This is a genomic window from Pseudoalteromonas sp. T1lg21, assembly GCF_002964625.1.
Taxonomy (GTDB): domain Bacteria; phylum Pseudomonadota; class Gammaproteobacteria; order Enterobacterales; family Alteromonadaceae; genus Pseudoalteromonas; species Pseudoalteromonas gelatinilytica.
Genome location: NZ_PQBX01000004.1, coordinates 431283 through 458121, shown reverse-complemented (window position 1 = coordinate 458121; position 26839 = coordinate 431283). Strand labels below are relative to the sequence as shown.

Sequence of the window (26839 nt, the reverse complement as noted above, 5' to 3'; positions counted from 1 at the left end):
GATGCACAGTCAACAGTGTTTGACTTGGGTGTTGAGCAAAAGGACCTGCAGCGTTATAGCGTTCTTAAGTTATTCCGTGCGGTTGCAACTGGGAACTTTAAGCAAGCAGGCCTAGAGCGTGAACTATCAAATGCCATTGCTGAGCGCACAGGTAAAGACCCTGATGGTTGTTATGTAAGCCCAAGGTTCTCCACTTGCATAGTCTATGCAAAAAGCCATAGCTTCAGCGCGTGACGAATACATAAGCGGGTGTTCAATTTTATTGAAACCTAACGCGTATTCCTCAATGCCAGCTATGTATTGGAGATAGAATTTCAAACCGGATTCCTTGCTAAAGTCCGATACTATTCAGTATTGGACATTAAATGTATATCTAAACACTCAAAATAGAGTGTTAAAATGTCAAAAATAAACACTCCTTAATGAGTGTTGGCTAAAATCTAGCACTCACTGTAGAGTGTTGTCAAAAATTTATTTCTCATATTTGAGTGCTAAAATATAAAAAGAGGAGAAAATACTATGTCTTTTAGCTACGAACTTATTGAAAAGTACAGAGAATTCAAAGGTTACAAACAGGACAAACAGGTTTGTGCCGATATGAATGTTTCTACTGGTAATGTGACTGATATCAAGAAAGGTCGGAGACACTTAACGGCCAATCAGTGTATTTATCTATGCAATCAAATGGGCATCGACTTTAAGCCTGCTTTGATAGAACTTGCAAAAGAGAAGTCTAAAACCAAAGAAGAAAAAGCAGCTTGGGAAGAAGTTGCAAAAAAGATTAGCGCTGCGTGTGTAGCGGGTTTGCTGTTATTAACAGCGTCTATCACCCAAGTACAAGGGCCGCTTAAGCGGATACGTAACTACCCATAATTTATATTATGTTAAATAACATATTTATGTATATTAGTTGCCTCATTAGTCGTTAGATTTTAAGGTTTTTTAACCCCCTTTTTGTTTAATTTGGGTTTTCACGAATTTATAGCTTTCTATGCAGTTCTCATTTTTACTTTGTAAATTTTCAAGCAAACTTACTTCATTTCAATAAGACCACAACTGTGAATTTTACGAACCTAGATTTGAAATGTGTTTCTTGTATGGCTTCCAAAAATTTTGTGTTCACTGCCTGTAACCGTTATGGCTTTGAGTTCAATAACTATGACTGGTTCTACAACAAACTGTTCGTTATATCGAAAGCCACGTAGATGCCCTACAAGTTCAAATTGGATAGCTGTACAATTTGGTTTTAGTAAGTTAGGCGCTGAATATCATTGGCAATGACTTAATCAAAATGAGTGTTCAACTGCTCTGTAAGAATTTGCTACTTCTGAATATAAAAATGATTTATGAATTTTAGACTTTCATGAATTGCCTGTTACTTTTATACGTAGCCAACTACATACCAGCCAATTGGCCAAAACGCCAACAAACTATATGTGATTAGGTTTGCATTCCTTACTTTTATCTTAATGTTATTTTTACTAATTCCTGTATCTGCAAGAATTTTCTTTGAAACTAAAAATTCAGACCACCATGATACAAAATAAAATGGAATAAGTAGGAATAACCCCGCAAATAAAATCATCCAATGTAAGTCAGATTCATAAGGGATTAACCAAGGTGCTTGCCACGTTACTGCTAACATTTTACCGACAAATGTATCCACACCATACGCTGCGCCACCGCCCGTCAGCACTTGTATTAAAACAAGAATTACCCAGGTTAAAGGAACCCCAACAATTGTAGATACTAAGTTTGAAACAAATGCTGTTTTTACCGATATTGCTTTGGTTAAATCTAGGCTCTTTCGAAGATATATTGCTTCAATAGCAATTATTGGTAACAAAGAGATCGAATACACAGGCACTGCAAGCATAATCATAGGTAGTCCTGCATTTGCTGAAGCACCAAATGAGATAATAGCGAGTGGCAATAAAAATATATAAATTATTAATTTATTCAAAACTATCCTTAGTGTTCTGTTTTTTCATATAATTAACTGTTAATTTAACTTAATGTTATTTCCTAATCAAAGTCTACTCAAAGTATCTGTTTGTGCACTTAATTTAAGCTAGAAATTGGGTTTAGCTTCATAAGCGTTACTCAGTCTTACGAACTTTAAATGTGTCTCAGATAGCAATATTTATCCTGTAGTTTCGTTATATCTTCACCATGTTTTCAATTACGCGCTTTATCTAAGTAATGACTGTTTTCACTTTGGCAACGGTGGTGATCGTGCAACTAATTTACACAACAATGAAAAGTAAGTTTATTGAGTTTACCTCGACGGTCATGCCCTACCCCTTGCTAACAAAGCAACTAAGCCGATAGAAAAGCTGGTCGAAATTATGTACCGCGGCTATATGCCACTTACTGGCCCGTGGTCAGAATGCAGAATTTCAAGGGAGGATAATCTATTACTAACCCCTTGGGGGAAAGTTAAACCATCTGATGTACAACTAGTACACCGTTACAAATGGTCTGCTAAGAAATCAGAACAGATGTACCAAACTCTTAAAAAGCAGACATCTAACCATGATAAATATTTATTTGATCTTCAAAACCAATTACTGGATATTATTGGAGAAATATCACATAAAACTGGAAGTTAATTTAAAGATGGAAATATTATCATGAGTGATAAAAATCAATTAGAAAAGTTAAAAGAGTTAGAAAAATATCTTAATTCTTTTGATAATGAAAGAAGAGTGCGTTGGATTAATGTTTCACATGTAGCTTCTCAATACGATCCTTTCATGGTGATAACTATACAAGGTTTAGGTGATTTAGATTCTAAACTTGTTGTAGAAGATAGAAAAATTGTTGATACAGAAAAATCATTTGATCCTACAAGTTCTCTTTCTGTGCATTTTACAAATTCATATCTATGGGTTCTTGGCGCTTATGAGATTGTTCGTTGTTTAAGCCAACATTCAAGAAATAGTTCTAGCTTTTTTTATCAATTTAAAAAAGAGATTGATGAATTAAAGATGTTATTTACAAGGATTAGAATACCTTTAGCAAAATTCGAACCCGCGGGTAAATTCAAATTAACGGATTCAGATATAGCTTATCCTTCTCTTCATCATGAGTTAGGTGTTTCTTGGCAGGTTGCTGAGAATGTTCATATAAATCGTTTTGAACTTTCTGATAAACTTTTAATTTTGTTAGAATTTATCAGAGGTAAGTTAGTCTAATTTAATAAGGGCTTTTAACCCTTTTTTAAAATAATATATCAATTAAACCCCAGATGTAGCCACCTAAAAGCAGAATCATACCAATAGCGCCAAAACTTATTGTTGTATATATTTGTATTTTCCAATATTTAATTGTTGCTAATTTCCTTAGCTCATTCATTTTGGCGATTTCATCTAAACTTCTGTTTCTATTCTTCACAACTTTGTCTGATTCGATGAGAAATTTTGATGTTGTATATATTTTAAATACTTCAAAAGATACAAAAGCTGTCAAAGAAATAATTGCTGAAATACCAGCTAAAACAACTAACCAATCCTCGCTTTTACCTACAAGTAAATGCCATAAGTTAAAAAAAGCTACATAACCTGCAATTATAATTACATTTGTATATGTTGATGCATGACTGTAATTTTGTGCTATTGCATCTCTATGAGCAGACCTAAGAAGATCATTCTCAATTTTAGTAATTCTTTTTTCATGGTTTTTATGAACTTGATCCGATTTCTGGAAGTTTTGGTTTAAAGTGTCAACTTGTTCTTTTCTCATGTTTCTGTAAGCTTTTAATGTAAAGACATAATGACAATAATATTAGTTTATAAGCAGTTAATAAAAAAGGGCTTTTAGCCCTTCTCTATTAATATGTAATATAAATTATAGGAAGTAATGTATCTATGCATAGTAATACTTATTCTATGCATATGCTAAGTCCAATACTAGACGGTATCGGACATTAAGTTGGTGTTTTATCATATTATTCATTTTATTAGTGTATGTTTCTTGAGCTTAGTTATCTCATGACTTATATTAAAACAATCAACTTGAGATGTAACGATAAGATGTAAACGATATGGAATTTGTGAAGCCGTTAGAACCTATTTTGATAATCGACGATATGCAAGATATCCGCGACTATCTAAATCAAATTTTAACTGGTCTTGGTTTTGACGATATTTTAGAAAGTCGAGATTTTGAATCAGCTAAAACGGTTATTGAAGAAAAGTCACCTAATGTAATCTTTCTTGATATTGAACTACCTAACACTGACGGTACGGAAATTCTTGAATACTTAAATGACCACCATCCTCATACGCACGTTGTTATGTGCTCTGGCCATAATAGTCTTGAGAATGTGCAAAACACCTGGGAATTAGGTGCTAAAGGTTTTATCGCTAAACCATTCAACGCAAAAAAAGTCGACTCAGTTATGAAACGTCTAGAATTGATGGAAACCATAACAAATTAAGTAGTTTATGAATTCGACAATCCAACTCATTATCGATGACCTATCCACGGTTATTTTTGGTAAGCAGCAACAAATCAAACTTGCCTTAGCGTGCTTATTTAGCGAAGGTCACCTGTTAATTGAAGATTTACCAGGCATGGGAAAAACCACTTTATCTCATGCACTTGCCGCAGTTCTTGGCTTGTCGTATCAACGTATTCAATTCACTAGCGATTTATTACCTTCTGACATTCTTGGTACTAATATCTTTGATGCTAAAGAACATAGTTTTTCATTTCATCAAGGTCCTGTATTCAGCCAAGTTGTTTTAGGTGATGAAATTAACCGTGCAGGCCCGAAAACACAAAGTGCACTGTTAGAAGCAATGGAAGAAAAACAAGTGACGGTCGATTCGGTTAAACACGCCCTACCATCACCATTTTTTGTAATTGCTACGCAAAATCCTGTGCATCAATCTGGTACTTATCCGTTACCTGAGTCGCAATTAGACCGCTTTTTTATGCGTATTAGTTTAGGTTTTCCTGATAAACACGCTGAGAAAAACCTCATTTTAGGCTTAAACAACCGAAATTATGACGACTTACCTGTTCGCATTAATCCTGAGCAACTTGCTGTAATTCAAAAAGAAATTAACACTGTAACGATAAGTAATGCGGTGGTTGATTATATCCTTGAGCTCGTTGCGTTTACTCGCCAAGATAACCATTTTGTAAACCCATTATCCCCAAGAGCCAGTATTGCGCTTGCCCGCGCTGCAAAGTCATGGGCGTATATTGAAGGCCGTGATTTTGTAATGCCTGAAGATGTACAAGCGGTTTTTCCTAGTGTGACTGATCACAGGCTTGGTTTAAACGCTGGTGACAGTGGCTATGCACTTAAACATGTGCCTGTAAGCTTATAGAACATGTTTAAGCGCCCTGCTTTTGTTAATCAATTTCGTCGATCCGTTTTTAATAAGTTATTAAAAAACAAGCATAAAACTAACGAAATTGAACTCCAACATAAAACCATTTATGTATTACCTTCAAAACTCGGTGGGCAGTTTTTACTAATTGCCTTGCTTAACTTTGTGATGGGGATTAACTATCAAAACAACCTGATTTTAGCGATGGCGTATTTAATGGTGGTGGTTTTGGTATTTGCGATACTCACTGGCTATAAAAATGTGCGAGGTTTGTCGGTTAAATACCTATCAGTAAATGAAAGTTATGCGCCCAATTCCCCCGTTGCACGTTTTCAAATTCACGCACAATCACACTATGAACTTATAAAACTGGTTAATGACAATCTTGAATCTGAAACTGTGTCACTGCAAAGTAAAGAGAAAAAGACCGTTGAAATAGCGCTCAAATGCAGTGAACGTGGTGCATATGGCTTTGATAGAATCAAAATCATTAGTCACTTTCCATTTGGTTTAGTGTCGGTGTGGAGTTACATAGAACCAACCGAAACGGTTTATGTTTACCCTCAGCCTATCGCCACTGATAAGCTTGATACTCAGCTCCATGACAATGACGAACACGACGGCGATAACGCACAAGTTAAAGCCGGTAATGATGACTTTTATCAGCTTACTCCTTTTGTGCAAGGTACAGCGCTTAATAAGGTATCGTGGAAACACTACGCTAAAACTCAGCAGCTATTAACGAAAGAATTTACCAGTGACGCATCACAGGAATTAGCACTTAATTTCAATATGTTGAGTGGCAATAATGAGCATAGATTAAGCCAGTTATGTTTTTTGGTGAACCAATTAACCGACCAACAAATGGCGTTTTCGTTAACCTTACCCAATAAACACATTGCGAAAGGCCAAGGGATCAACCATCAAAAAGCCTGCCTTCAAGCATTAGCGGAGTTTTAATTATGAATACACCGCTTATAAATACCGTTTTATCACTGCTGTTTATTGTTACCAGTGGTTTTTTGTTTACTGAAGTAGCGACCCCATTTTTAGCCATATTGGCTGGCCTTAGTTTTTTAAACCTGTTTTTAGGTAAGTTTTATAAAAAACTAAATGGACTGATAGCGAATATTTTGGCAGCAGTTTGCTTAGTTGCCTTATTTGTTTTGGTTGGTGTGAGCGATACAGTCAAATTATTTGTCTCGATGATGCTACTTGCTAGCAGCTTTAAATTGTTACAAGCGAAAACGGTTAAACAGTATCAAACTGTGTGTTTACTGGTGTTTTTTAACCTTTCAACCGTGTATTTGTTCCATCAAGGGTTGTTCGAAACCTTGGTGGTGAGTGTACTTTATGTTGTTAACTTTGCAGTACTTGGCTACTTAACTAGCCCGCAAAGCTTTAAGGCCGCTAACAAACAAAGTTTTAAAACCATATTATTAGCCCTACCCATTGCCGCTTTTTTGATTTTATTTTTACCCAAGTTACCCGCATTTTGGCAGCTACCAGGCCCAAAGCTAGCTAAAACCGGTTTATCAGAGCAAGTTAACCCCTTTTCGATTGCGAAATTAGCGGAATCTGATGACTTGGTTTTTCGGGTAGAACAACAGTCAGGACAAGCCCTACAAGCACCCTATTACTGGCGCAGCCTTATTCATGATGAGTTTAATGGCAGTGAATGGTTAATATCGGACATTTTAAAATCGCAACAATTTAACCCAATTCGCCGCGCTATTACCCATAATAATCGTATTGATTATCAGGTTATTGCAGAGCCTTCATCATCAAACTGGTTATTTGGGCTTGGCTTTGCACAAAGTGCTAATTCAGATGTGTTTAATACCTACAATGGTTTGTTAAAACGTAAAGGCAACTTAAACAAAAACATTAAATACGCAGTAACCAGTAGTGAGGCTACTCTGAGCCTTACTGACTTTGAAGAACGCATTTACACACGCTTACCTAAAGCAACCAATCCACAAACAACGGCATTGGCAAACCAGCTGGCTGCTGAGCATGAAAGTGCGCAAGGTTATTTTAACGCACTACTTAATTATTTTAATCAGCAGCAGTTTGCTTACACATTAACACCTACGCCAATGTATGGTGATAATACGCTAGACCAGTTTGTATTTGATACCAAACGTGGCTTTTGCGGCCACTATGCCAGCACCGCTGCATTTATGTTTCGTGTTGCTGGTTACCCTGCCCGTGTTGTGTCGGGTTATTTAGGCGGTGAACAAACTAAAGCCGCTACGCTCAATATCTATCAATACGATGCCCATGCATGGGTTGAAGTGTTCTTCGATGAAAAGTGGCACATATTTGATGCTACCGCTGTTGTTGCCCCTGAGCGTTTAAATGGTTCGCTATCGCAACTGGGTGATTTAAATGAAAGCTTTAACGACAATCTTAATTTTGGTTTAAAACGTTGGAGTCATTTTAAAGCAATAAACTGGCTTCGAATTCACCTTGAAGAGCTCGATTATAAATGGACTAACTGGGTGCTTACGTTTGACCAAGCATCTCAGCAGAGTTTATTTGATTCACTGTTTGGTAATAAGTCAGCATGGCTAACGCCATTAATAGTGTTAGGTACCTTGTTACTGAGCTTTACTGGCTATTTCTTTTATAACAAACGCCCAGTTCGAAGTAGAGAGCCACTGGTCGATGACATCGCTAAGCTTTACCTTTGGGCTAAAAAGCAAGGCATTGAACCTCTAGATACCAACACACCGCTGCAAAATATTGCTTTAATTAAAGAGCAAAAACCTACGGCGGCAGTTTATTTAAATGAATTTGAGCAAATAATCATCGAAGTACGTTATCAACAGCAATCATATACTCAAAATCGCAAAAACCAGGTGCGAGTTCTGTTAAACTCTCTCAAAACAGCCAAATAGAGAACAATATGAATGCAGTAATTGTCGGCGTTATGTTGATGCTGATCCTGACACTTTGTCGTATTAATGTCATTGTGGCGATGACCGTGAGCGCGATTGTTGCGGGTTTAACCGCAGGCCTTGGTTTATCACAAACCGTTAATGCATTTAATGATGGCTTATCGGGCGGTGCAGAAATAGCACTGAGCTATGCGATGTTAGGTGCGTTTGCGGTGGCTATTTCTAAGTCGGGCTTAACGCGTATATTAGCGTCTAAATTGCTTAAACAAGTTAACGATAATAGCCACAAAGGCGAAACAACCTTAAGTTATTTCATATTAAGTATCATTTTACTGTGTGCGATTTCGTCACAAAATTTGATACCCGTACATATTGCGTTTATCCCTATTCTTATTCCGCCACTTCTTGTGGTGTTTAATAAGTTACGTCTAGATAGACGTGCCATTGCGTGTATCTTAACCTTTGGCTTAGCCACCTCATATATGGTGCTACCTTATGGTTTTGGTGGCATTTACTTGTACTCAATCTTACATAAAAACCTCACTGAAAATGGATTAGAGATAGTAAACACACAGGTACCAATGGCGATGATCATTCCTGCTTTAGGCATGGTGTTTGGTCTATTGGTTGCTGTTTTTATCAGTTATAGAAAGCGTCGTAGTTACGAGCCGCATAGCCTGACAGAGCAGCAACAAGACGTGGTCATTGAACAACCAAAGAAAGTACTCGCAGTGGGAATTACTGCTGTGCTTTGCTCTTTAGTCGCACAAAATATTAGTGGCTCTATGATCCTTGGTGGTCTTGTTGGGGTGGCTATATTTACTTTATTTGGTGTTGTAAAACTTGAGCAAAATGGTGATGTGTTTAGTAAAGGCATCGCTATGATGGCGATGATTGGCTTTATTATGATTTCTGCGCAAGGCTTTGCTTCAGTGATGAAAGCAACGGGAGATGTCGCTTCATTAGTTAGCTCTGCCGCAGGGTTGATTGAGGGAAACAAGCCCCTCGCCGCTGCGTTAATTTTACTCGTTGGGCTATTGATCACCATGGGCATTGGTAGCTCGTTTTCGACAGTGCCAATTATAGCCACCTTGTTTGTACCACTTTGTATGGAGCTTAACTTTTCAGTAATGGCCACAGCTGCACTGGTTGGCACTGCGGGTGCGCTAGGTGATGCAGGCTCCCCTGCCTCTGACTCAACACTTGGCCCAACATCTGGCCTAAATGCTGATGGTCAACACGACCATATTTGGGATTCTGTGGTACCTACTTTCATCCATTTTAATATTCCGCTACTTATTGCAGGCTGGATTGCAGCAATGGTGTTGTAAAGCAGAGTTACATATTTAAAAGCCCCATTTGGGGCTTTTTTATTGGCTAAACAAAATACGTAATGCACGATTTAAATCATGAAAGCGAATGGGTTTTGTCAGTACTTTGTTCATACCTGCGTCGAGGCAAGTCGCTTTATCTTGATGTGAAGCATTCGCTGTTAAGGCCACAATTGGCAGACTCATTTGCAACTCATTGCGAATGTATTTGGTTGCGGTAATGCCGTCCATCACCGGCATCATCATATCCATCAGAACTAAATCAAAGTTTTGTTGCTGTACTTTATCTATGGCTTGTTGGCCATTATCTGCAAGGGTGACATGGTGATTGAGCTTTTCTAAAAATGCTTTAATTAATACTTGGTTAGTTTTGTTATCTTCGGTGACAAGAATAGACATGGGTTCAAGTGATTGCTCATGCTCAATGGCTTGCTGATCATCGGCAACAACAGAATATGGAATATAAATGGTAAATTTAGTGCCAATATTGATAGCACTTGCCACTCTTATTTCGCCTTTCATTAAATCGACAAGACTTTTGGTAATGCTAAGCCCAAGGCCAATTCCCTCTACTTGTCGATTAACACCATAATCATGCTGTTTAAAAGCATCATAAATGGTCTCTATTTGAGATTGTGATATCCCCTGCCCAGTATCAGCGACTTCAAATAATAAATGGGTATCATTAAAATCAGCTCTGAAATTGACCGTGCCTACTTTGGTAAATTTAAAGGCGTTATCTAAAATATTAAATAGGATTTGCCCAACCCGAACGCCATCAATGTTTATTTTATTTGGCAAGCCATCTTTTATTTCAGTTGAAAACATCACTTTAGAGCCCTGTGTTGTTTCTTGAAATTGAGCGGTGATGTTTTTAACGAGCGCATTTATATCTGTTGCTTTAACATCAAGTTCCATCGAGCCACTCTCAATTTTCGAAAAATCCAACACATCACTGATCAAATCCAGTAATAAGTCAGAGCTGGAGTTTGCATAATCTAGCCAGCGCGTTTGTTTATCGTTAAGTTCAGAGTCTGCTAATAGTTCGAGCATGCCGACTATCGCATTCATCGGCGTTCTTATTTCATGAGACATCACCGTTAAAAACTGTGACTTTGCAAGGTTTGCTTCTTCAGCTTTTTCTTTGGCTAATTGCAGTGCCTGCTCACGGTCTTTATTGACGGTGATATCTTTGGCTATACCTAAGTAGCCACGAAAATTACCATTTGCATCAAATTGAGGCTTGCCACTGAACGACACCCATGCAGTTGGTGAACAATTTACTTCAAATTCAAAGTCTAGAAACTCAGCTTGCTCAGCAAGTAAATGTCTAAAGTGAGACCACTTTTTTAATTGCTTTTGCTCTTGCTCGGTGATGATAGCATCGAAGTTTTTATGTAAAAAATGGCGTTTATACAAATTACTGTGGCTGGCGGTGGTTAATACATTAATAAACTGCTCTTCTTTGTTGGTACGCCAAAACCATTCACTGGCAAAATCTCTAAACAACTCAGACAGCTCACCAAGGCGTGTTAACAATGACGTAGAATGAAACTTTTGGCGATTAAGCCGCGTTTGATTTGAGAGTTGTAAAGCCACTTGTTGCAGCAAGATCATGATGCCTGTTTCTGATTTATCACTAAATTTCGCTTGCTCTGTGATATCAAAAAACACCATGCACTGGGTTGTGTGATCAGAAATTTCAATTCTAAAAATCAAGGCATTATGCAGTTCAGTATTATTACAAAAAAGCATGTTATCTTCAGAAAACAGCCAAGCTGAAGATGCATGCTGTAACTTGGTTTTTAATAACCCTTCGTCAAACTCAAGATACTTAAGCGTGCGCATCTCAAGTGTCATTTTTAACTCTTCAATATTAATCAAACAAAATTCTTTAAATGAAAAATACGGTAACAGCACTTTTTCAAGTTGCGCTTTCAGTGCCCGGCTATCATTGATGCCGTGAAACTGCCTTAGCTCAAGTTGTAATTGTTCTAAGTTGAACTGTGCCATTGCCATTCCTAATTAATATTGCATCGCATAATGCAAATATAGAAAACAGATTTCAGTTTAGCCATTAATTCTTGAAATTAAATTATTAAATTTCATTGTGTTATATAAATTCAAAGACTTGGTACGCGCTATGCTTTTTAGTCAGTAATAGAGTTCAATGAGGTATCAGTCATGAAAATAGTATGCATAGGCGGCGGGCATGGTTTATCCCATATGTTAAGCGCAATCAGACCTCACTGCGCAGAATTAACAGCGATTGTAGCCACGACAGATAACGGTGGCAGTACGGGTAAATTGCGCGAAAGCCAAGATGTGGTTGCACTAGGTGATATTAGGCGTTGTTGTTTGCAACTAGCCGATGACGATTCTTTGGTTCATCAAGTATTTCACCATCGTTTTGAAGGTGGTGAGCTCGATGGCCACAGCCTTGGCAACCTTGCCTTATTAAGTCTGACCCAACAAACCAACTCAGCAACTCAAGCAGTTGCTTGGTTTAATGCCATGCTAGGTAACTCAGAAACAATACTTCCTATGTCTGATGAGCCAGCTGATTTATTAGCGGTAATGCCATCGGGTGTAAAAGTTTTTGGTGAATGTGAAATTGATTCACTAGATGCACTGCCTGACTATGTCACCCTCTCGCAAGATGTCAATGCGGCCCCTGGGGTGGTTCAAGCAATTCATAATGCAGACATGCTGATAATTGGTCCAGGTAGCTTAATAACCAGTGTGATGCCAGCCATGTTAGTTGAAGACATTGCTAAAGCGGTGCAAGAAACATCGGCGTGTCGCGTGTTTATTGAAAATATTGCTAAAGAAGCCAGCGTGATTAAATCACTCGATATGAAACCGGTTGATTGGCTGGAAGGCATGCTCGGATACAGCTTTTGTGATTTAAGTATTTCACTGGATGCATTGAGTGAAATTGTCTCTCATTTTAATGATGTTGTTAAATCACCTAATCAACAGCACGACATTGAGCAATTAAGTAATGTGTTTGCTGAAATTTTAAAAATGCCATTAATTTTAGAAACTGAGCGACTAGTTAATTCCGATCAAGCTTTGCGCATGGGTTAAGGTTTGCGCAAATTGGTCTTGCAGTAATGCAATAAGGCTTTGTAATTCATCATCGTATTGTGATGTCTTCGCTTTTTGCTCGATTTGCTCAGCAAGGCCGCCTACGGCTAATGCACCGTAGCTGCGACTACTGCTTTTTAGGCTATGAGCATTTATTTCGATTTCTGATTGTTTCGTTGCATCAGCAAGATCAGCAACGATTTGGCGGGACTCAGTGATATAAACCTGTAAAAGCTGTTTTGCTAGGTCGTCACCAACATCCTGTTGTAATTGAGCATAGGTCGCTGTATCTATCATGGTCTCACCTTGGAGTGAATATGAAATATAGTGTTATTTTATTTGTAGATTCAAGCTTAATTGGTGGCATCGAAAGCCATTTGATTGCCATGAGTAAGCTATTAGAACGATATAATATTATGAGCTCGGTACTATTTTATCAAGATCATAATAATCGAGAGTTTTATCATCGCTTAGACAAAGCGAATATCACTTACGGTTTTGCTGGCGGAAATTTAAAAAGCTTGAACGAAATACTAAAAATGTTTCCTCGTTCAGCGTTACTACACACCCATGGGTACAAGGCAAGTATCATGGGGAAGTTGGTGTGTCGCTGGCAAAACCGCCCTTGTATTTCCACCTATCACGCTGGTGAAGCTGGTGTGGGCAAAGTGTACTTTTACAATAAGCTTGATAAGCTTCTGAGCTACTTCTCTTTAAACTTTGCCGTATCGAACTCGTTGACCAAAGAGCTTTACAATGCGGAGTTACTTGAAAACTTCATCGCAGTGAAAAAACCTACAAAACTAAGAATACTTCGTAGCAAACAGGAGATTAATATTGGCTTTGTGGGTCGTTTATCTCATGAAAAAGGGCCTGATATTTTCATTGAAGCGGCTAAACATTCTGCATCAACAAACTTGAACTTTCATATGTTTGGCGATGGGCCTATGGTGAATGAACTTGATTTATCAGCGGTCAATTATCATGGTCAATGTGAACAACAACAAATATGGCAACAACTCGATGTATTGGTGATCTGCTCTCGCGCAGAAGGACTTCCAATGGTGGCATTAGAAGCAATGTCGCATGGGGTGTTAGTGATTGCTGCAGCGGTTGGGCAATTGCCGCATATTATCAATCATTTATCTAATGGATTAATGATGGGCGAAAGCTCGGCTCAGGCACTCCAAAAACAGCTTAAAAACGTTGAAATGCTGAGCACTGAGCAAAAACAATACATGCTTAACAATGCACAAAAATTAATTCAGCAACGCTTTTCAGGTGAACAACAATTTAAACAGCTAGATCGCGTTTATAACACTAGCTTACTTGCATCTCTTCCCAACTTTTGATTTTACGATAAATCGTGGAAGGGCTCACATCTAATAAAGCAGCTGCTTTAGGTATATTGTTATCACAGGCGTCAATTGCTTGTTCGATGTAGCGCTTTTCGACTATCCAAAGTGGTTCTATGTCTGCTTGAGAAAAACCAACTTGTGAAGACACATAGGATGTATTGTTCACACTCGTAGCGAGTTCATTGGTCGAAGATGTGACACTTTGCGTAACAGCTTCTGACTGATTAGACGCTGTAATAGGTGTAGCCGCATGGCTTTGGCTTTGTGCATTTGGCAATGCGGGGATCATATTTGCTTCAATAAACGCTTCATCGTGTAACACAAGGATATTACGAATCGTGTTTTCTAATTGGCGAACATTACCAGGCCAGCCATAACTCAAAAATAAGTTTCTTACTCCTTCAGACATGCCTTTATATGAGCGCCCTTCTTCTTTACTTATTTTTTTGAATAATGCGTCCGCAATTTCAATAACATCTTTACCACGTTGTTTTAATGGCGGTAAAGCAATTGGAATAACATGTAAACGGTAATACAAGTCTTCACGGAAACGCCCTTCTTGCACTTCAAGTAATGGGTCTCGATTAGTCGCACACACAAAGCGTACATCTACTTTGACTTCTTTTTCGCTTCCCACTTGTTGGTAACAACCAGTTTGAATAAAGCGCAGTAGCTTACTTTGTAAGTTGATGTCCATTTCACATAGTTCATCTAAAAACAAAGTCCCGCCATCAGCTTGGCCAGCTGCCCCTTCACGATTGGCAATAGCACCAGTGAACGCCCCTTTTAAGTGGCCGAATATTTCACTTTCGATTAAATCTTTTGGGATGGCTGCACAGTTAAGGGCTACAAACGGTTTGTTAGCGCGCGGTGACGCTAAATGTACCGCACGGGCGCACAACTCTTTACCCGTTCCACTTTCACCAGTAATAAACACAGTGGCTTTACTGGCCGATGCTGATTTTATGATTTGGTAAACAGATTGCATTTCGGATGAACTGCCGATCAGGTCGTAATATTTACCGTTTTCGTAGGTTGTTTGATAGCTTTTAACTGTTTGTTTTAAATCTTTGAGCTTTAATGCGTTGTTTACTGTGATGCGAAAACGATCTGCTTCGATCGGTTTTTCTAAAAAGTCACTGGCACCTAGTTTAATCGCTTTAATGGCCATTTCTTTGGTTGCATGCCCTGTTAGAACAATCACTTGTGGTGCCGTATCTGGGTCTAAAGACGATAAAATATCAAGTCCATTCATATCAGGCAGCATAACATCTAAAATCACTAAGTCAGGTTCAAACTCGTTTAGTGCGCACATAGCTTGCTCACCATTGTAGGCAATGCGAGTTTCAACCCCTGTTGGGATCAAATATGATTGGTACATCAGCGCAAGCGATTCTGTATCTTCAACAATGAGTATTTTAGGTGGCATTACTGACTTCCTTTATTATCGTTTTATGCTGAGATAAAGTGATTATTTAACAGATCCTTACTAGTAGCTTAGTGTGTATTCAGTGGGTTTGTAAACTCAAACTTTAGTGTTTATTGATCACAATTAATGAGGCATCGTCTATTTCAGCCGATAGTTTTACTTGGCTTGCTTGCCAAAGAGCATAGGCAAACTCCTCACTGTGTAAGTTATCATGCGTTAATTTAGCAATGATTTGGTCAACCTCACACATCTTCTGATTATCAAGCCAGCCATCGGTAAATAATAAAATCTGCGCAACATCACTTAAGTCATAGCGGTAATGCTGGTATTGATGGTCGTCAGAAAGGCCTAACAAAGGATCAGTTCCGCTAAGTTGAAGCAGCTTTCCTTGTGTTGTTATCACGCAAGGGGCTGGGTGACCTGCGTTAAACCAATGAAGCGTGTTATTTTCGATAAAGCCAATTAATAATGTTACTAGGCTGTTTTTACAAAGCCGCTGTTCATAAAGTGCCTGATTCAGTGTCTTTAAAACATCGGTTAATGGAATTTGAGTCGCTAAACAGCCACTTAAAAATCCTTTTATAGCAAAACTTTCTTTGAGGGCTGTTATACCGTGTCCCATCATATCGCCGATAATAACGGGGGTTTGCTGCTGGTGGGGGTACATACAAAAATCCCCGCCATTTTGACTGATGATTGAGCCAAAATTATACGCATTAAACTCGCCTATTTTTTGTTTGGTTTGCATGCGTTCTTCATTGATTAAATACTTTAGTGCTGAAAAACGATGCACAATCCGCTCAATACTTTGCAGTAAACGTGTTTTGCTAACTGGTTTTACTAAATAATCATCAACCCCCAATAGGTTTATGCGCTTTATTAGCTCTTCACTGTCATCACCTGTAAGCATCACTACAGATAAATTTGTTTTAAGATTAGATTGATTTAGCTTTTTAAGTAATGGCTCACTGGTACCATTTTTGAGTTTATGATCAAGCAGCAAAATTGTAGCGCCAGAGGTAAGAATTTCTTGCCAGCCTGACTCACTGTCTTCACAGCAAATCACCTGAAAATGTTCAGACAAATAGGCATTAAGCAAGGCAAGCTGGGCTTTATCATCGTCAATGTAGATGAGTGTGGGTCGTTTATCTATATTGGTTAAACAAAATGAAAATATGTTTTGCTGATCGACAGTTTTATAGCTGGCATTAGGAAAGTAGTGCTTTATAAGCGCCACCCCCATGCCCCCTTCAACTAACTCGCCACTATCTATTTGCCACTGATTAGGTTGTTGATTAAATAAGTCATAGCTTGGCATGCTGTCTTTAAATTCAATCAATAGTTGTTTGTCTGCAAGTTTATGCATAGAAAACTGCACAAACCTAGCCGTTTCATCACTATGGCGTAACAGATTAGTGAGGTATTCGGTAGCGACTAACCCTGCTGCATCAATATCTTGATTTTTAACACTGATCGCCGTTAAAACATGCTTTAAAATATGGCGAATTTCGCTGACCGTAGGCCAATCTAAATTAAAAGTCTTTTGATATAAGCAGTCCATTCAGAGTCTCAGTAGGGTAAAAATAACCAACGCTGTTTAATAACTTTGTTTAATAGATACTCTGTCAGTTTAGGCCATTTTGGCTGAAATGCTTTAAGAGTTCTGACGATACGGCTACCTAAAGGTGCAAATTGATGCTGGGCAACAACTATTTTTATCTTAGTTACACCAGCATGTTCTAAATTCGCCATCCCATGACACAAGGCTTCTTCATCGTTATAGCCAAGCGATACCGTTAAAAATGTGAGATCCGTACATAGGCTTAAAGCATGCAGTGGTACATTACCGCGATTACATTTTAACGCCGGGCTCATATCTAAAAAAATATAGTCGTACTCTTGTTTTATCCGTTCAATGGCGTCATTCAGCACATTTTTACTTTTAACTGATTCAAGCTCTCTTAAGTGTTGCATAGTCAGTAAATCAACTTGCTCAGTATTAATGATATTAAGCTGACATGAGATATCACTAAAGCACCATGATTCAACTGTGTCTGGTTGTTCAAATTTAAACGGATTGAGCGGGTTTAAATCGATGATTAAAACTTTGGCCGCCTGTAAACTTAAACGTTTAGCTACACTGGCACATAGCGATGTAGAGCCTTCATTCCCCGTTAATGAGATAAAGCAGATACAACGTGCTTTAGTGTTATCTATCTCGTTACACACGGCTTCAAGTTCTTGGTATTGCGCTGGTATTAGTTTCATAAGCCCACCACTAAAGCAACAACAGTAATAAAATCTAAGAAGTTTGATTTAAACTGACTCATTAAATCTTGGCCTTTATCTGGTACATAAAGAGTATCGCCAGCGCGTAACACAGGGATATACGCTGAATTAGGGTTCTTTACGAACTCTTCTAAATCAAACACACGAGACTGCTCTTTACAGCAGGAGTGATTGACCACCACAATTTTGTCGATAAGCGCTGAGCTTGATGGACCGCCCGCTTCTGCAAGTACATCAAGTACCGTCATGGTGTCATCAAAGCTGTAACGACCTGGTTTTTCAACCGCACCCATAATGCGGACTACTTGCTCTTTCGGTGTACGTAGCCAGTCTTTATCTTTTTCTGGAATGTAGATGGTATCGCCCGGTAACACATGCGGGAATAAGGTTTCATCACCGGTTTCAAAATACAGTGCAAGGTTTAACTTGCTAACTCTTGCGGTGTTATCATTGCGATGTGTAATACGAATATTACGTAAATCAGCGTTATCTGTAGGGCCATCAGCGGCGGCTAAAATGTCGATAAAGTGCATATTCGTGTTAAATGCATAACGACCTGGTGAGCCCACCTGCCCCATAATATAAATTGATTTGCTTGATTCTTGACGGATCCATTGTGATTTATTGTCGGCAGGGTCAACCGGTAACTCTTCAACAATAATGGTGTCGCCAGCCAATAAGTTAGGTAATGCGTATTTACCCGAATCATTAATCGTGTATTGCTCTAAATCAAAACGTTTCGTGATTTCGCCGTTTCTAACAATTTTAATGTCATTGATATTTGCCCCTTTGGTTGGACCGCCGGCATGAGCCAGTAAATCTGTAAAGTCCATTTCAGGGCTCCACTCATAACGACCCGGCGATAAAATGGCGCCGATAATTTTAATGGCACGCTTAGGAGGAACTTTTAACCAGCTTTTTTCATTTTGATCGGTTTTTTCTGGTACAAAAATCACATCGCCTGGGTTTAGATTTGGTACTTTTACAGCAATGAGCCCTTCACTGTAGCCTTGCAGGTCAAACAGGATGCTTTCGCCAGCTGGCGTTAAGATTTTTATTTGACGCGTTTCGGCAAAGCGAGTTGGCCCACCTGCATTGGCAAGTATGTCTAAAAAGCTGGTGTTATCTGCTGCTTCATAAGCGCCAGGCTTTTGTACTTCACCCATGATATAGACAGTTCTTGATGTGGTATTTACATCATCAACCATAATTGGCACATATATGGTTGAGCCTGCTTTAAGCTGTGGCATGGTATCGTTATTTGGTTTATCTAAATAGGCTTTTAAATCAAATACAACCGGTGTCTTATCGACAATAACGCGAATTTTCGTCACATCGGCATAGCGTGTTACCCCTTCGGCACGCATCAGAGCATCAAGTACACTCATGTTTTCTTTAAATGAAAAGCTGCCCGGATTGTGTACTTCGCCAAGCAATGTGATAGCACTGTTATCACTTGCGTCACCGGATGCACTTAACGTTTGTGCATCAAAGTCGATTTGCACGTTTCCTAATAGTGGCGACACAGGGACAAATACCGTGTCTGCACTTTGAAGTGTAGGAAGCAAATCAATGTTGCCTGAGTCTAGGTAGGCTTTATAGTTAAACTCAATCATCTCTCCAGCACGGCGAATTTGTAAACGGTCAAGTTGAGCGCCTGGTTTTAATCCACCTGCTCGCGCAATTACCATTTGAATATTGCCATCTTTAGGGATGCTCACTTGCGATGGATCGTTCACATAGCCCATTACATTAATGAAAATATCACGAGAGTGAATTTCAACGTAAAAGTCATCCATCGCCACATACATTTCACTTAATGCTGTGCGTAGTTGGCTTTGCACATCATCAAGCTGTAAGCCTGCTACTTTAAAGCGACCTAGCTCAGGTAAGGTAATTGTGCCTTCTTTATCAACTTCAAACGGTTCGCTAAATTCAGCTTCACCTGGTAAATATAAGTAAAGTTTATTACCTACTTCTATTTCTTCGGCGAAAGTCGGTAAGGCGAAAATCAGTAAGCAAAGTAAGATTAACTGTTTCATGTTATTGCTCCTTAGGACCATTTAGGATTTTGGTCCAGCTGGATAATGCATGGCTTTGTTTCGTGCTTTTTTCTTCATTCATGTCGATAATAATCGCTTCAACACGTCTATCAGAATGGCGTTTTGATCGTGAGTCAGGTTCATCACTGTATGGCGTTAAACTACCTTGCGTTAAGGTGGTGATGGTTGCTGGATTCACCCCATAAATGCCAAGCCAGTGTTTCACTGTTTCTGCCCGTTTAAGTGCTAACTCGTAGTTATTTTGTTGCTGACCACTTATATCTGCATGACCAACAAGCAGTAAGTCCACTGCATCAACTTGCTTAATTAAGTCAGCCGCTTGCGCTAAACGTGTTAAGTATTTCGGAGTAACCTGAAAATCGTTTAGCGAAAACTGATTATCACTGTTTAAAAGCTCGCTGATTTGATCTTTTAACGACGCCGTCATGGTAACCTCAGATCGTGTTCCTCCTGCACATTGGCTCATTGCGTTGACGGTCTCAAAGTGCTTAGCAAGCTGATTTAAGCCATGATAATGAATCAATAAGTCATGCTCAGCATCAGACCACATTTGCGCAGCTATAAGGCGTCTAATACGGTTTTCGTAAATTTGCGCTTTAAGTAATTGGGCAGGCATACACTGCTTAATACCTTGTGCTTTTAATAGATCTAACTTTAAAACATGATGTTGAAATTCACTCAATACGACCGTTTCTTGCGTGTCGTAAATCATCTCGTGTTGCTCATCAGTTAGCGGGTAATTTTGATATTTTTCAGCCCAGCCTCCTTGCCCTTCATCAGGCCAAGAAGCACATCCACCAAGCGTGAGCAAAATGACTGTAAATAGTATGTGCTTCATAAATCACCTCACGCGATATCAGCTTGTTCGATAAATGGAATCGTTTTATCAACCCTTAATAGGCTCATTAACTTATGCGGTTGCCCAGACACATTAAGCAGTGATAGTTTTTGCCCTTTTTTCTCGATACGTTTATATAAAAACACCATGGCACCGATGCCAGATGAATCAATGAACGTCGTCGAGGTAAAATCAAGAACCACACTTTGTTGTTTGCCGTGTGCAACTTCTTCAAATTGGTCTTTAAAGCCATCAACGGCAAGACCAGAGAAATCAGTTGGTAATGAAATTAGTTTGGTTTCGTTTGAGAATGTAGTGTTGTTAGCCATGATCTGCACCTTTGTATAATGGGTTAGTCATAGTAACTAGTACAACTAGAATGCCAGTTTATAAGGTGTTGATATTTAATAGTTAAATGTCGAGGCGATGCATAATGCAATTAACTTTTTACTGTTAATTTGCATTATGCAACGTGATTTGCTTAATTGATATTGCAAAAAGCCAGTTAGTTATTGGCCTTTTCCGGTAAAAACGACCTGTAATGTTTTAAGCACAATTGAAAACTCTAGTTTTGCCCAAGCACGTGGTGACGACATACTGAGTGAATAAGCGTAATCCCAACCAATTTTACTGCGTGCATCATCAATGGTTTCGTCATAACCATTCATCACCTGCGCAAGGCCAGAAATACCCGGTTTAACGCCATAAGTACGCTGGCAAAAGTAAGGGATATCTTTTTCTAGTTTACCGTAGAATACGGGGCGCTCAGGGCGTGGCCCAATTAATGACATCTCACCTTTAAGTACGTTAATTAACTGTGGGAGCTCATCAATCCGGGTTTTACGCATGAAACGCCCGACCGCTGTTATTCTTGGGTCATCTTTACTGGCCCACACAGCGCCTGAACGTGACTCCGCATCAACCACCATAGAGCGAAACTTATAAACATAAAATAGCTCAACAAAGTCATCAGAGCTTTCACCTACCCTAAGTTGCTTAAAGATGATTGGCCCTTTTGAGGTTAGCTTTATTGCCAATGCGGCGATTAAACACACAGGCCAAACAAGACTTAGTGCAAATAAAGCACCTGTAATATCTAAGCTTCGCTTAATGATTTTAATAATCGATTTTGTTGGTTTTTTACTTGCCGTTTTCACCCGTTGCCATGGGTTATTAAAATAACCTTGCTCGTAACGGATGATCCCCCAAAGTGCTAAAAAGTAGCTATTTAAGATGTAATTCACTTTATCGACGATAGGAATACGTTTTTTAATCTCGAATAGCGTTTTAATCGCTTGCACGGTATGAAGCGATAAAATTGCTGTTGCGATAAGTTCAGACCACAACGACTGCGACACGAGGGCTTCTAAAAAGACACAGGCATAAATACCCGCTAAAATAACTGGCATCACTCCACGTAGGACTTTATGCGAAAAGAAATTTAGACACGTCCAGCCTAAACGCGGATTAAGTAATAAAAGCAGTGCTTTAATCTGCTGCCAGTTACCAGCGCCAACACGTACTCTTCGTTTATAATCTTCGCTTTGTTCGTCGCATTCACGTTCGTAAATGACCACCTCTTCATCAACAATGGCTTTACCCCCTTTGCTTAACGCTTTCATTGATAGCACGAAGTCGTCGTTGATGGTGTTTTTCTCTAATTCACACGCGTATTCAGCACGCATGGCGAACATCGCTCCGGGTACGCCAATCACGGCACCAAGGTTTGACTCTGATTTTTTAACCTTATTCTGATACTGCCAATAAGCTTTTTGCGCATCAGGGGCATTTTCATCTAAGGTGTAAACACCGGTCGAAATAGCGACCTTAGGATCACTAAACTGCTGGGCTACTTTGTCTAATGCATCTATGCTGAGTAATGCACTGACATCGGTGAAAAGCAAAATGTCGTTATGGTATTTGGCTACGCCCATTAAGGTGTTTAATCCTTGAACTTTGCCTTGGTTTTCATCACGAAAATGAAAGAAACACTTTACACCTTGTTTATGTAAAACCTGTTGAGCTTTAAGGGCTTGTTGATAACTTTTATCGGTGCAGCCATCAAAATATACATGAATAGTGTAATGGTTCGTGTCATAAACCAGTGACGCTAAGTTATGTAGCTTTTCTGCTATATGGGCTTGTTCATTATAAGCGCACATCAAGATAGCAATGTTAGGGAGTGTATTTTCATCGTATTGTGCAGGTTTAACCTGTTTTACTTTTTTTGTGCTAACGCACTTAAGTAATAACGGATAACCAATGTGATGATACAGCGCAACACACAGTAAAATGACAAATAAGGTCGTTAAAATAGTCATGATTGGCTCCTACACTGCTAAAGCAGAATATAAACTATCGTATTTACTGCTCATGGTTCTTGCATCAGCAACAGCAATAGCGTGATGACGAATACATAAACCATGCGGTAGTTTGCTTGCTCTTAAAATTGCTGGGGCAAGCTGGCTAAATTCTTTAGGAGAGACAAGCTCTCCTTCGTTAGCAGTGAGCACTTCATTAATTCCGCCAACATCGGATGCAACTACGGGAATACCACAAGCCATGGCTTCAATAATTGACAGTGGTAAGCCTTCACGTTGTGAGTACAAACACATAACATCGATACTTGAATAAAATGCGCGCATATCGTGAACATTACCAAGAAAATGAACACGCTCGTTTAGCCCTAAATTACGCACTAAATTCATTAACCCCACTTTCTGGTCGCCATCTCCTGCAAATACCATATGATAGTTTTGAGGTAAGTAATGCAAAGCGTGAATAAGATCTTTGTGCCCTTTGCCATCTATTAAGCGTGCCGCACAGCCAACCAGTTTTATCTTTTTTGGTAAGTTAAGCTGATCTCTTGCCGTGTCTTGCGAGATTGCTATAAAGCTATCGCAATCAATGCCATTTAAAATGGTTCGTTCTGGGATAATGGCTGTTTTGGCTCTAAATTCATCGGCAACTATTCGCGCATCTGCGACCCAATAAATGTTCGTCATCGAATCAAGTAACTTTGTAAATGTGCATTGCTTAACATTGTTCAAATACCAAGCGTCATGAATGGTTGATATGTGGCGAACTGAATCACCCGACAATGCGCACGCTAAGCCCGCATAAATAACTGGGCCAACATGATGGCTATGGATGATATCGATATCGTGCTCTTTAACTAAAGACTTAATCTTTGCGATAACAGAAAAGCTGATACCGGGCTTTTTATTTAAGCAAATAACACGATGGCTAAATTCTTCTAATTCGGGCCACTGTTCAAAAGCAGACTGTCTGTCTCCTTCGAGCGAAACAATGATGCTAGAGCGGCTAAATTGACTATTTTTGAGAAGTGTAATTGCCATTTTTTCAAGGCCACCTACTTGCAGGTGTTGAACTAAGTGCATGACATTCATGATTTATCTCCTTCAATGTTACCGAAGTTAGTCTCGGCATTGACGATAGGAAGTACTGTTACCACCTGTGCGCTGGTAAGTTTTTCAATGGTTTTAATATCTTTGAGGTGGCTATCACAAAGCGCTGCAACAAATACACTTGCACCACCTGTGAAAATACCAAGAATGAGACCCACAATGACAGTCATCACCATAGAGGTATTGATTGGTTGAGTCGGGCTGTAAGCTCGTTCTATGGTTTTTACTTTATCTGGACCTTCGTATTTAACTAACTTGCCTGTTACTTTCGCCATTTCATAACGGCTAAGCATGTCTTTATAAAGTGATTGCTTAACTTCGTAATCGCGCTCTAATTTGCGTAACTGTTTTTCAACATCGCTGGTTACTAACAAACGTTCACTTACAAGTTTTACCTGCTCTTCTAACATCGCAAACTCTTGCTCTTGCTGAAGTAAATTATTGCGGGCTTCTTCTAGGGCAAGTAATTGAGAGACCAAAACACTACTCTCTTTGCCATCACCAGATGGTAAGGTGTTTACCATTTGCCATAACTGATCGAGGTTTGTGGTATCGAGCTTTTCGCTTGATTCTAATAACGCCTGTTGACGGTTTTTTAAATTTGCGAGAGTGCGCTTCTTCTCTATGATTTTGCTGTGTTTTTCGGTGTAGCGTGTGCGTAAAAGACTTAACTCAGATTCAGTACGGACTATTTTTTCTTCTAAATTGCCTAAAATTGGGTTTGCTTGACCAACCTTGCTCACCAGTGCATTTAGCTTTGCTTTGGCACCTGAAAGAGCAATCAGCTTTTGTTGTTTCTCGCTTAGTAAATTATCAAAGGTTTGACGATTACTGTGTAATACATCAGGTAAGGTATTGCTGTTTTGTGTTTTAAAGACAGCTAATGCTTCTTCTGAAAGCTCAAGTTCTTCTCGTAAACTATCAAGTTGTTTAAAGAAAAACTGCTCAGAGGTATCCAGTGATGCCTTCGTTGGGGCAAGTAAGCGTTCGATAAATTTTTCGACCACCTTTTCTAGCACAGGCTTCATTTGCGTTTGGTCATGCCAAATAAAGTTAATACGTACCAGCTCATCGCCAATTAAAGAAAGCGATAAGGCTTTTGAGAGTTGTTGATGAATTTCTTCTACTTGTTTGGGTGGCGCATCTTCTGCGATTAATTGAGTTTCTTTAGCAACCGCGATAAGTACTTTGCGACTAATAACTAATGTACGCAGTGCAGCCATACGATCAGAAAGCTGAAACGAGAAAGAAAGATCATCTAAATAAGGATTCAGTAACGCTGACTCTTCAATCAAAATCGTTGCGTGATTGGTATATTGCTTTTGAGCTGATAATCCAAGTGCGATAACGACAATTGGAATAATGCAAAACGGAATGATAAAGAGCTTAATACGCGTGTATAGCGCATAAAGCCCTAAATAAATTAACCGTTTGATCTGCTCTTTTACTAACATGTTTTACCTTTTGCTTTGCATTTTGCGAAATTACTCTGTGTTAATTCGCAAATTGATAAAAATTGACCGAGATTTTCTTAGCTAATTAGTAAATTGCAGTTAGTGAGCCAAAATGAAAAAAAGCTGCATGTTGAAACGATACAAGATGCAGCTTTTGGGTTGAATAGTTTAATCAGCAAAATCTAAGTTGCTTGCAGACTAATGAGGCTTTTGCTTGCCAACTATGGTTATGTGCAAGCAATGACTGGTTTGCGCGCCAATTTAAGAAATCAGATTTACTTAAGCTCACAGCATAATCAACGCGCTCAATAAAGCCCTGATGGTTGTCAGCGATTAAGATCGTTTCTTGGTATGGGTCAACCGCAGCAAAACGTGTGGTTACGATGGGTGTGCCCGTCGCAATGTATTCTTTTAATTTAAGAGGATCACAGGCTCTGATCTGATCGTTATCAACAAACGGTAAGATGGATACCTGCCAATGCTGCGAAAATGAGGCTAGACGCTGATGATCAACAGCCTCTATGTGCGTTACATTCTGAAGTTTTAAAAGCTCTTGGAAATCCTCTACTAGATGGCCAATTAGCACTAATTGATAGTCTGGCCTCTCTTTAGCGAGTTTTAACAATAAGGCTTTATCTAACCAGGCATTGAGAGAACCATAAAAGCCAATGATAGGTTTACTTATATGCTCAAGTTCAGAGGCTTTCGCTGTTTGCGTAGTAAAAAGCGCTAAATCAACGCCATGTGAGAGCATTTTTACTTTGTGCTTTGGCATTTTGTTGGCAAGACGCTCAGTGACAACATAGATAGTGTCTGCTTTTTCAATAAGCTCATGTTCAAACGGCGCAACCATTTTATGATCAACGCCTGCAAGAGCTGCGAAATCATCGCCACAATAATACACCACTTTATCCTGCTCGCGCGGTGCAATTAAACTGATTGCTGTTGGCACACTTAGCCAATAAACAATTGGCTCATCGTTTATAAAGTTTTTTCGTTGAAAAACCCATTTATTAAATAACCTTACTAAAACGTTATCGTGCCAAGGTAAAACCGCTAATGTGTGGGCAGTGAAATTGTCATCGTTTATTTTGTTTACTGTTCGATTGTTTGCCGTTTTCTTTGTGGATAATAAAAGGCTTTTTAATTTATTGAAGACCCGCTTTACATCAACTAAACGCAATGTTGGTTTACGCATACCTATCGAGTTAATCCAAATAACGGAGTGCTGTTGTGCCAGTTGTTTGAACAAATGCTGAGTACTGCTTGGGTGGCTTTGCCAATCTTCACCAAAAACAATGAATTTCATAA

The 26839-nt window shown here is 39.1% G+C and carries 24 protein-coding genes; 10 read left to right on the top strand and 14 right to left on the bottom strand.

The window, feature by feature from the left end; genetic code table 11:
* Both C2M25_RS04605 and C2M25_RS04600 read left to right on the top strand, forming a co-directional pair.
* The coding region (locus C2M25_RS04605; RefSeq protein WP_158679675.1) for a hypothetical protein at positions 1 to 234 on the top strand (234 nt) is incomplete at its 5' end.
* A gap of 285 nt (positions 235 to 519) precedes the next feature.
* Positions 520 to 873: a DUF3693 domain-containing protein gene (locus C2M25_RS04600; protein WP_105180526.1), complete on the top strand. Its 354-nt coding sequence runs from the start codon at positions 520 to 522 to the stop codon at positions 871 to 873.
* A 508-nt stretch (positions 874 to 1381) separates the two neighbouring features.
* Here the strand turns inward: C2M25_RS04600 and C2M25_RS04595 are convergent.
* The gene (locus C2M25_RS04595) at positions 1382 to 1963 is read right to left on the bottom strand and encodes a hypothetical protein (RefSeq protein WP_199775145.1); all 582 of its coding nucleotides are present in this window, start codon (positions 1961 to 1963) and stop codon (positions 1382 to 1384) included.
* A 670-nt stretch (positions 1964 to 2633) separates the two neighbouring features.
* Between C2M25_RS04595 and C2M25_RS04585 the strand changes: the two genes are divergently transcribed.
* Positions 2634 to 3197 (top strand): hypothetical protein, encoded by a 564-nt coding sequence (locus C2M25_RS04585; RefSeq protein WP_105180524.1) that lies wholly within the window; start codon positions 2634 to 2636, stop codon positions 3195 to 3197.
* 25 nt (positions 3198 to 3222) lie between these two features.
* On the opposite strand, the gene C2M25_RS04580 is transcribed toward C2M25_RS04585, so the two are convergent.
* Positions 3223 to 3744 carry a hypothetical protein gene (locus C2M25_RS04580; RefSeq protein ID WP_105180523.1) on the bottom strand — a complete coding sequence of 174 codons (522 nt, stop codon included), beginning with the start codon at positions 3742 to 3744 and terminating at the stop codon, positions 3223 to 3225.
* Between the two features lie 301 nt (positions 3745 to 4045).
* On the opposite strand from C2M25_RS04580, the gene C2M25_RS04575 reads away from it, so the two are divergent.
* From C2M25_RS04575 to C2M25_RS04555, 5 genes are read left to right on the top strand one after another with little or no spacing between them, the layout of a single operon-like run.
* Entirely contained in the window at positions 4046 to 4441 is a 396-nt protein-coding gene (locus C2M25_RS04575) for a response regulator (RefSeq protein ID WP_063705259.1), read from the top strand.
* A gap of 7 nt (positions 4442 to 4448) precedes the next feature.
* Positions 4449 to 5342: an AAA family ATPase gene (locus tag C2M25_RS04570; RefSeq protein WP_063705261.1), complete on the top strand. Its 894-nt coding sequence runs from the start codon at positions 4449 to 4451 to the stop codon at positions 5340 to 5342.
* Positions 5343 to 5345: 3 nt separating this feature from the next.
* On the top strand, positions 5346 to 6305 hold the full coding sequence (locus tag C2M25_RS04565) for a DUF58 domain-containing protein (protein ID WP_105180522.1): 960 nt from the start codon (positions 5346 to 5348) through the stop codon (positions 6303 to 6305).
* 2 nt (positions 6306 to 6307) lie between these two features.
* Entirely contained in the window at positions 6308 to 8248 is a 1941-nt protein-coding gene (locus C2M25_RS04560) for a transglutaminase family protein (RefSeq protein WP_105180521.1), read from the top strand.
* Positions 8249 to 8256: 8 nt separating this feature from the next.
* Entirely contained in the window at positions 8257 to 9579 is a 1323-nt protein-coding gene (locus tag C2M25_RS04555) for a Na+/H+ antiporter family protein (protein ID WP_105180520.1), read from the top strand.
* Positions 9580 to 9618: 39 nt separating this feature from the next.
* Here C2M25_RS04555 and C2M25_RS04550 read toward each other — a convergent pair whose 3' ends face one another.
* Positions 9619 to 11592 carry a response regulator gene (locus C2M25_RS04550; protein ID WP_158679674.1) on the bottom strand — a complete coding sequence of 658 codons (1974 nt, stop codon included), beginning with the start codon at positions 11590 to 11592 and terminating at the stop codon, positions 9619 to 9621.
* Positions 11593 to 11763: 171 nt separating this feature from the next.
* Between C2M25_RS04550 and C2M25_RS04545 the strand changes: the two genes are divergently transcribed.
* Entirely contained in the window at positions 11764 to 12669 is a 906-nt protein-coding gene (locus C2M25_RS04545; protein ID WP_105180518.1) for a gluconeogenesis factor YvcK family protein, read from the top strand.
* Here C2M25_RS04545 and C2M25_RS04540 read toward each other — a convergent pair.
* Positions 12634 to 12966 carry an Hpt domain-containing protein gene (locus tag C2M25_RS04540; RefSeq protein ID WP_105180517.1) on the bottom strand — a complete coding sequence of 111 codons (333 nt, stop codon included), beginning with the start codon at positions 12964 to 12966 and terminating at the stop codon, positions 12634 to 12636. The genes C2M25_RS04545 and C2M25_RS04540 overlap by 36 nt on opposite strands.
* Positions 12967 to 12986: 20 nt before the next feature.
* Here C2M25_RS04540 and C2M25_RS04535 point away from each other — a divergent pair, with 20 nt between their 5' ends.
* On the top strand, positions 12987 to 14021 hold the full coding sequence (locus C2M25_RS04535) for a glycosyltransferase family 4 protein (protein ID WP_105180516.1): 1035 nt from the start codon (positions 12987 to 12989) through the stop codon (positions 14019 to 14021).
* Here C2M25_RS04535 and C2M25_RS04530 read toward each other — a convergent pair.
* The 10 genes from C2M25_RS04530 to C2M25_RS04485 all read right to left on the bottom strand — a co-directional run bounded on the left by C2M25_RS04530 (position 13990) and on the right by C2M25_RS04485 (position 26837).
* Complete coding sequence (locus tag C2M25_RS04530) at positions 13990 to 15456, bottom strand: sigma-54-dependent transcriptional regulator (protein WP_063705277.1); 1467 nt, start codon at positions 15454 to 15456, stop codon at positions 13990 to 13992. The two genes, C2M25_RS04535 and C2M25_RS04530, sit on opposite strands and share 32 nt — an antisense overlap.
* Positions 15457 to 15559: 103 nt before the next feature.
* Positions 15560 to 17017, bottom strand: coding sequence for a SpoIIE family protein phosphatase (locus tag C2M25_RS04525; RefSeq protein WP_105180515.1), 1458 nt, complete (start codon positions 17015 to 17017; stop codon positions 15560 to 15562).
* Positions 17018 to 17025: 8 nt separating this feature from the next.
* The gene (locus C2M25_RS04520) at positions 17026 to 17724 is read right to left on the bottom strand and encodes an AAA family ATPase (RefSeq protein WP_063705281.1); all 699 of its coding nucleotides are present in this window, start codon (positions 17722 to 17724) and stop codon (positions 17026 to 17028) included.
* The gene (locus C2M25_RS04515; protein ID WP_063705283.1) at positions 17721 to 19787 is read right to left on the bottom strand and encodes an SLBB domain-containing protein; all 2067 of its coding nucleotides are present in this window, start codon (positions 19785 to 19787) and stop codon (positions 17721 to 17723) included. Before C2M25_RS04515 ends, C2M25_RS04520 begins: the two co-directional genes overlap by 4 nt.
* A gap of 1 nt (position 19788) precedes the next feature.
* Complete coding sequence (locus C2M25_RS04510; RefSeq protein ID WP_105180514.1) at positions 19789 to 20646, bottom strand: OmpA family protein; 858 nt, start codon at positions 20644 to 20646, stop codon at positions 19789 to 19791.
* Positions 20647 to 20654: 8 nt separating this feature from the next.
* A complete protein-coding gene (locus C2M25_RS04505) occupies positions 20655 to 20975 on the bottom strand; it encodes an STAS domain-containing protein (protein WP_105180513.1) in 321 nt (106 codons plus the stop codon).
* Between the two features lie 180 nt (positions 20976 to 21155).
* Positions 21156 to 22967, bottom strand: a complete 1812-nt coding sequence (locus tag C2M25_RS04500; protein WP_105180512.1) for a sugar transferase — start codon at positions 22965 to 22967, stop codon at positions 21156 to 21158.
* Between the two features lie 9 nt (positions 22968 to 22976).
* Positions 22977 to 24056 (bottom strand): glycosyltransferase, encoded by a 1080-nt coding sequence (locus C2M25_RS04495; protein ID WP_063705291.1) that lies wholly within the window; start codon positions 24054 to 24056, stop codon positions 22977 to 22979.
* A complete protein-coding gene (locus C2M25_RS04490) occupies positions 24053 to 25528 on the bottom strand; it encodes a GumC family protein (RefSeq protein ID WP_063705293.1) in 1476 nt (491 codons plus the stop codon). The genes C2M25_RS04495 and C2M25_RS04490 overlap by 4 nt, the downstream gene beginning before the upstream one ends.
* 172 nt (positions 25529 to 25700) lie before the next feature.
* Positions 25701 to 26837, bottom strand: a complete 1137-nt coding sequence (locus C2M25_RS04485) for a glycosyltransferase (RefSeq protein ID WP_105180511.1) — start codon at positions 26835 to 26837, stop codon at positions 25701 to 25703.
* Between the last annotated feature and the right edge of the window lie 2 nt (positions 26838 to 26839).

What these genes read in the sequence shown, in the direction of transcription:
- C2M25_RS04600 (WP_105180526.1), top strand. Translation starts at nt 520, where the DNA reads ATGTCTTTTAGCTACGAACTTATTGAAAAGTACAGAGAATTCAAAGGT.
- C2M25_RS04585 (WP_105180524.1), top strand. Translation starts at nt 2,634, where the DNA reads ATGAGTGATAAAAATCAATTAGAAAAGTTAAAAGAGTTAGAAAAATAT.
- C2M25_RS04580 (WP_105180523.1), bottom strand. Translation starts at nt 3,744, where the DNA reads ATGAGAAAAGAACAAGTTGACACTTTAAACCAAAACTTCCAGAAATCG.
- C2M25_RS04575 (WP_063705259.1), top strand. Translation starts at nt 4,046, where the DNA reads ATGGAATTTGTGAAGCCGTTAGAACCTATTTTGATAATCGACGATATG.
- C2M25_RS04570 (WP_063705261.1), top strand. Translation starts at nt 4,449, where the DNA reads ATGAATTCGACAATCCAACTCATTATCGATGACCTATCCACGGTTATT.
- C2M25_RS04565 (WP_105180522.1), top strand. Translation starts at nt 5,346, where the DNA reads ATGTTTAAGCGCCCTGCTTTTGTTAATCAATTTCGTCGATCCGTTTTT.
- C2M25_RS04560 (WP_105180521.1), top strand. Translation starts at nt 6,308, where the DNA reads ATGAATACACCGCTTATAAATACCGTTTTATCACTGCTGTTTATTGTT.
- C2M25_RS04555 (WP_105180520.1), top strand. Translation starts at nt 8,257, where the DNA reads ATGAATGCAGTAATTGTCGGCGTTATGTTGATGCTGATCCTGACACTT.
- C2M25_RS04550 (WP_158679674.1), bottom strand. Translation starts at nt 11,592, where the DNA reads ATGGCACAGTTCAACTTAGAACAATTACAACTTGAGCTAAGGCAGTTT.
- C2M25_RS04545 (WP_105180518.1), top strand. Translation starts at nt 11,764, where the DNA reads ATGAAAATAGTATGCATAGGCGGCGGGCATGGTTTATCCCATATGTTA.
- C2M25_RS04540 (WP_105180517.1), bottom strand. Translation starts at nt 12,966, where the DNA reads ATGATAGATACAGCGACCTATGCTCAATTACAACAGGATGTTGGTGAC.
- C2M25_RS04535 (WP_105180516.1), top strand. Translation starts at nt 12,987, where the DNA reads ATGAAATATAGTGTTATTTTATTTGTAGATTCAAGCTTAATTGGTGGC.
- C2M25_RS04530 (WP_063705277.1), bottom strand. Translation starts at nt 15,456, where the DNA reads ATGCCACCTAAAATACTCATTGTTGAAGATACAGAATCGCTTGCGCTG.
- C2M25_RS04525 (WP_105180515.1), bottom strand. Translation starts at nt 17,017, where the DNA reads ATGGACTGCTTATATCAAAAGACTTTTAATTTAGATTGGCCTACGGTC.
- C2M25_RS04520 (WP_063705281.1), bottom strand. Translation starts at nt 17,724, where the DNA reads ATGAAACTAATACCAGCGCAATACCAAGAACTTGAAGCCGTGTGTAAC.
- C2M25_RS04515 (WP_063705283.1), bottom strand. Translation starts at nt 19,787, where the DNA reads ATGAAACAGTTAATCTTACTTTGCTTACTGATTTTCGCCTTACCGACT.
- C2M25_RS04510 (WP_105180514.1), bottom strand. Translation starts at nt 20,646, where the DNA reads ATGAAGCACATACTATTTACAGTCATTTTGCTCACGCTTGGTGGATGT.
- C2M25_RS04505 (WP_105180513.1), bottom strand. Translation starts at nt 20,975, where the DNA reads ATGGCTAACAACACTACATTCTCAAACGAAACCAAACTAATTTCATTA.
- C2M25_RS04500 (WP_105180512.1), bottom strand. Translation starts at nt 22,967, where the DNA reads ATGACTATTTTAACGACCTTATTTGTCATTTTACTGTGTGTTGCGCTG.
- C2M25_RS04495 (WP_063705291.1), bottom strand. Translation starts at nt 24,056, where the DNA reads ATGAATGTCATGCACTTAGTTCAACACCTGCAAGTAGGTGGCCTTGAA.
- C2M25_RS04490 (WP_063705293.1), bottom strand. Translation starts at nt 25,528, where the DNA reads ATGTTAGTAAAAGAGCAGATCAAACGGTTAATTTATTTAGGGCTTTAT.
- C2M25_RS04485 (WP_105180511.1), bottom strand. Translation starts at nt 26,837, where the DNA reads ATGAAATTCATTGTTTTTGGTGAAGATTGGCAAAGCCACCCAAGCAGT.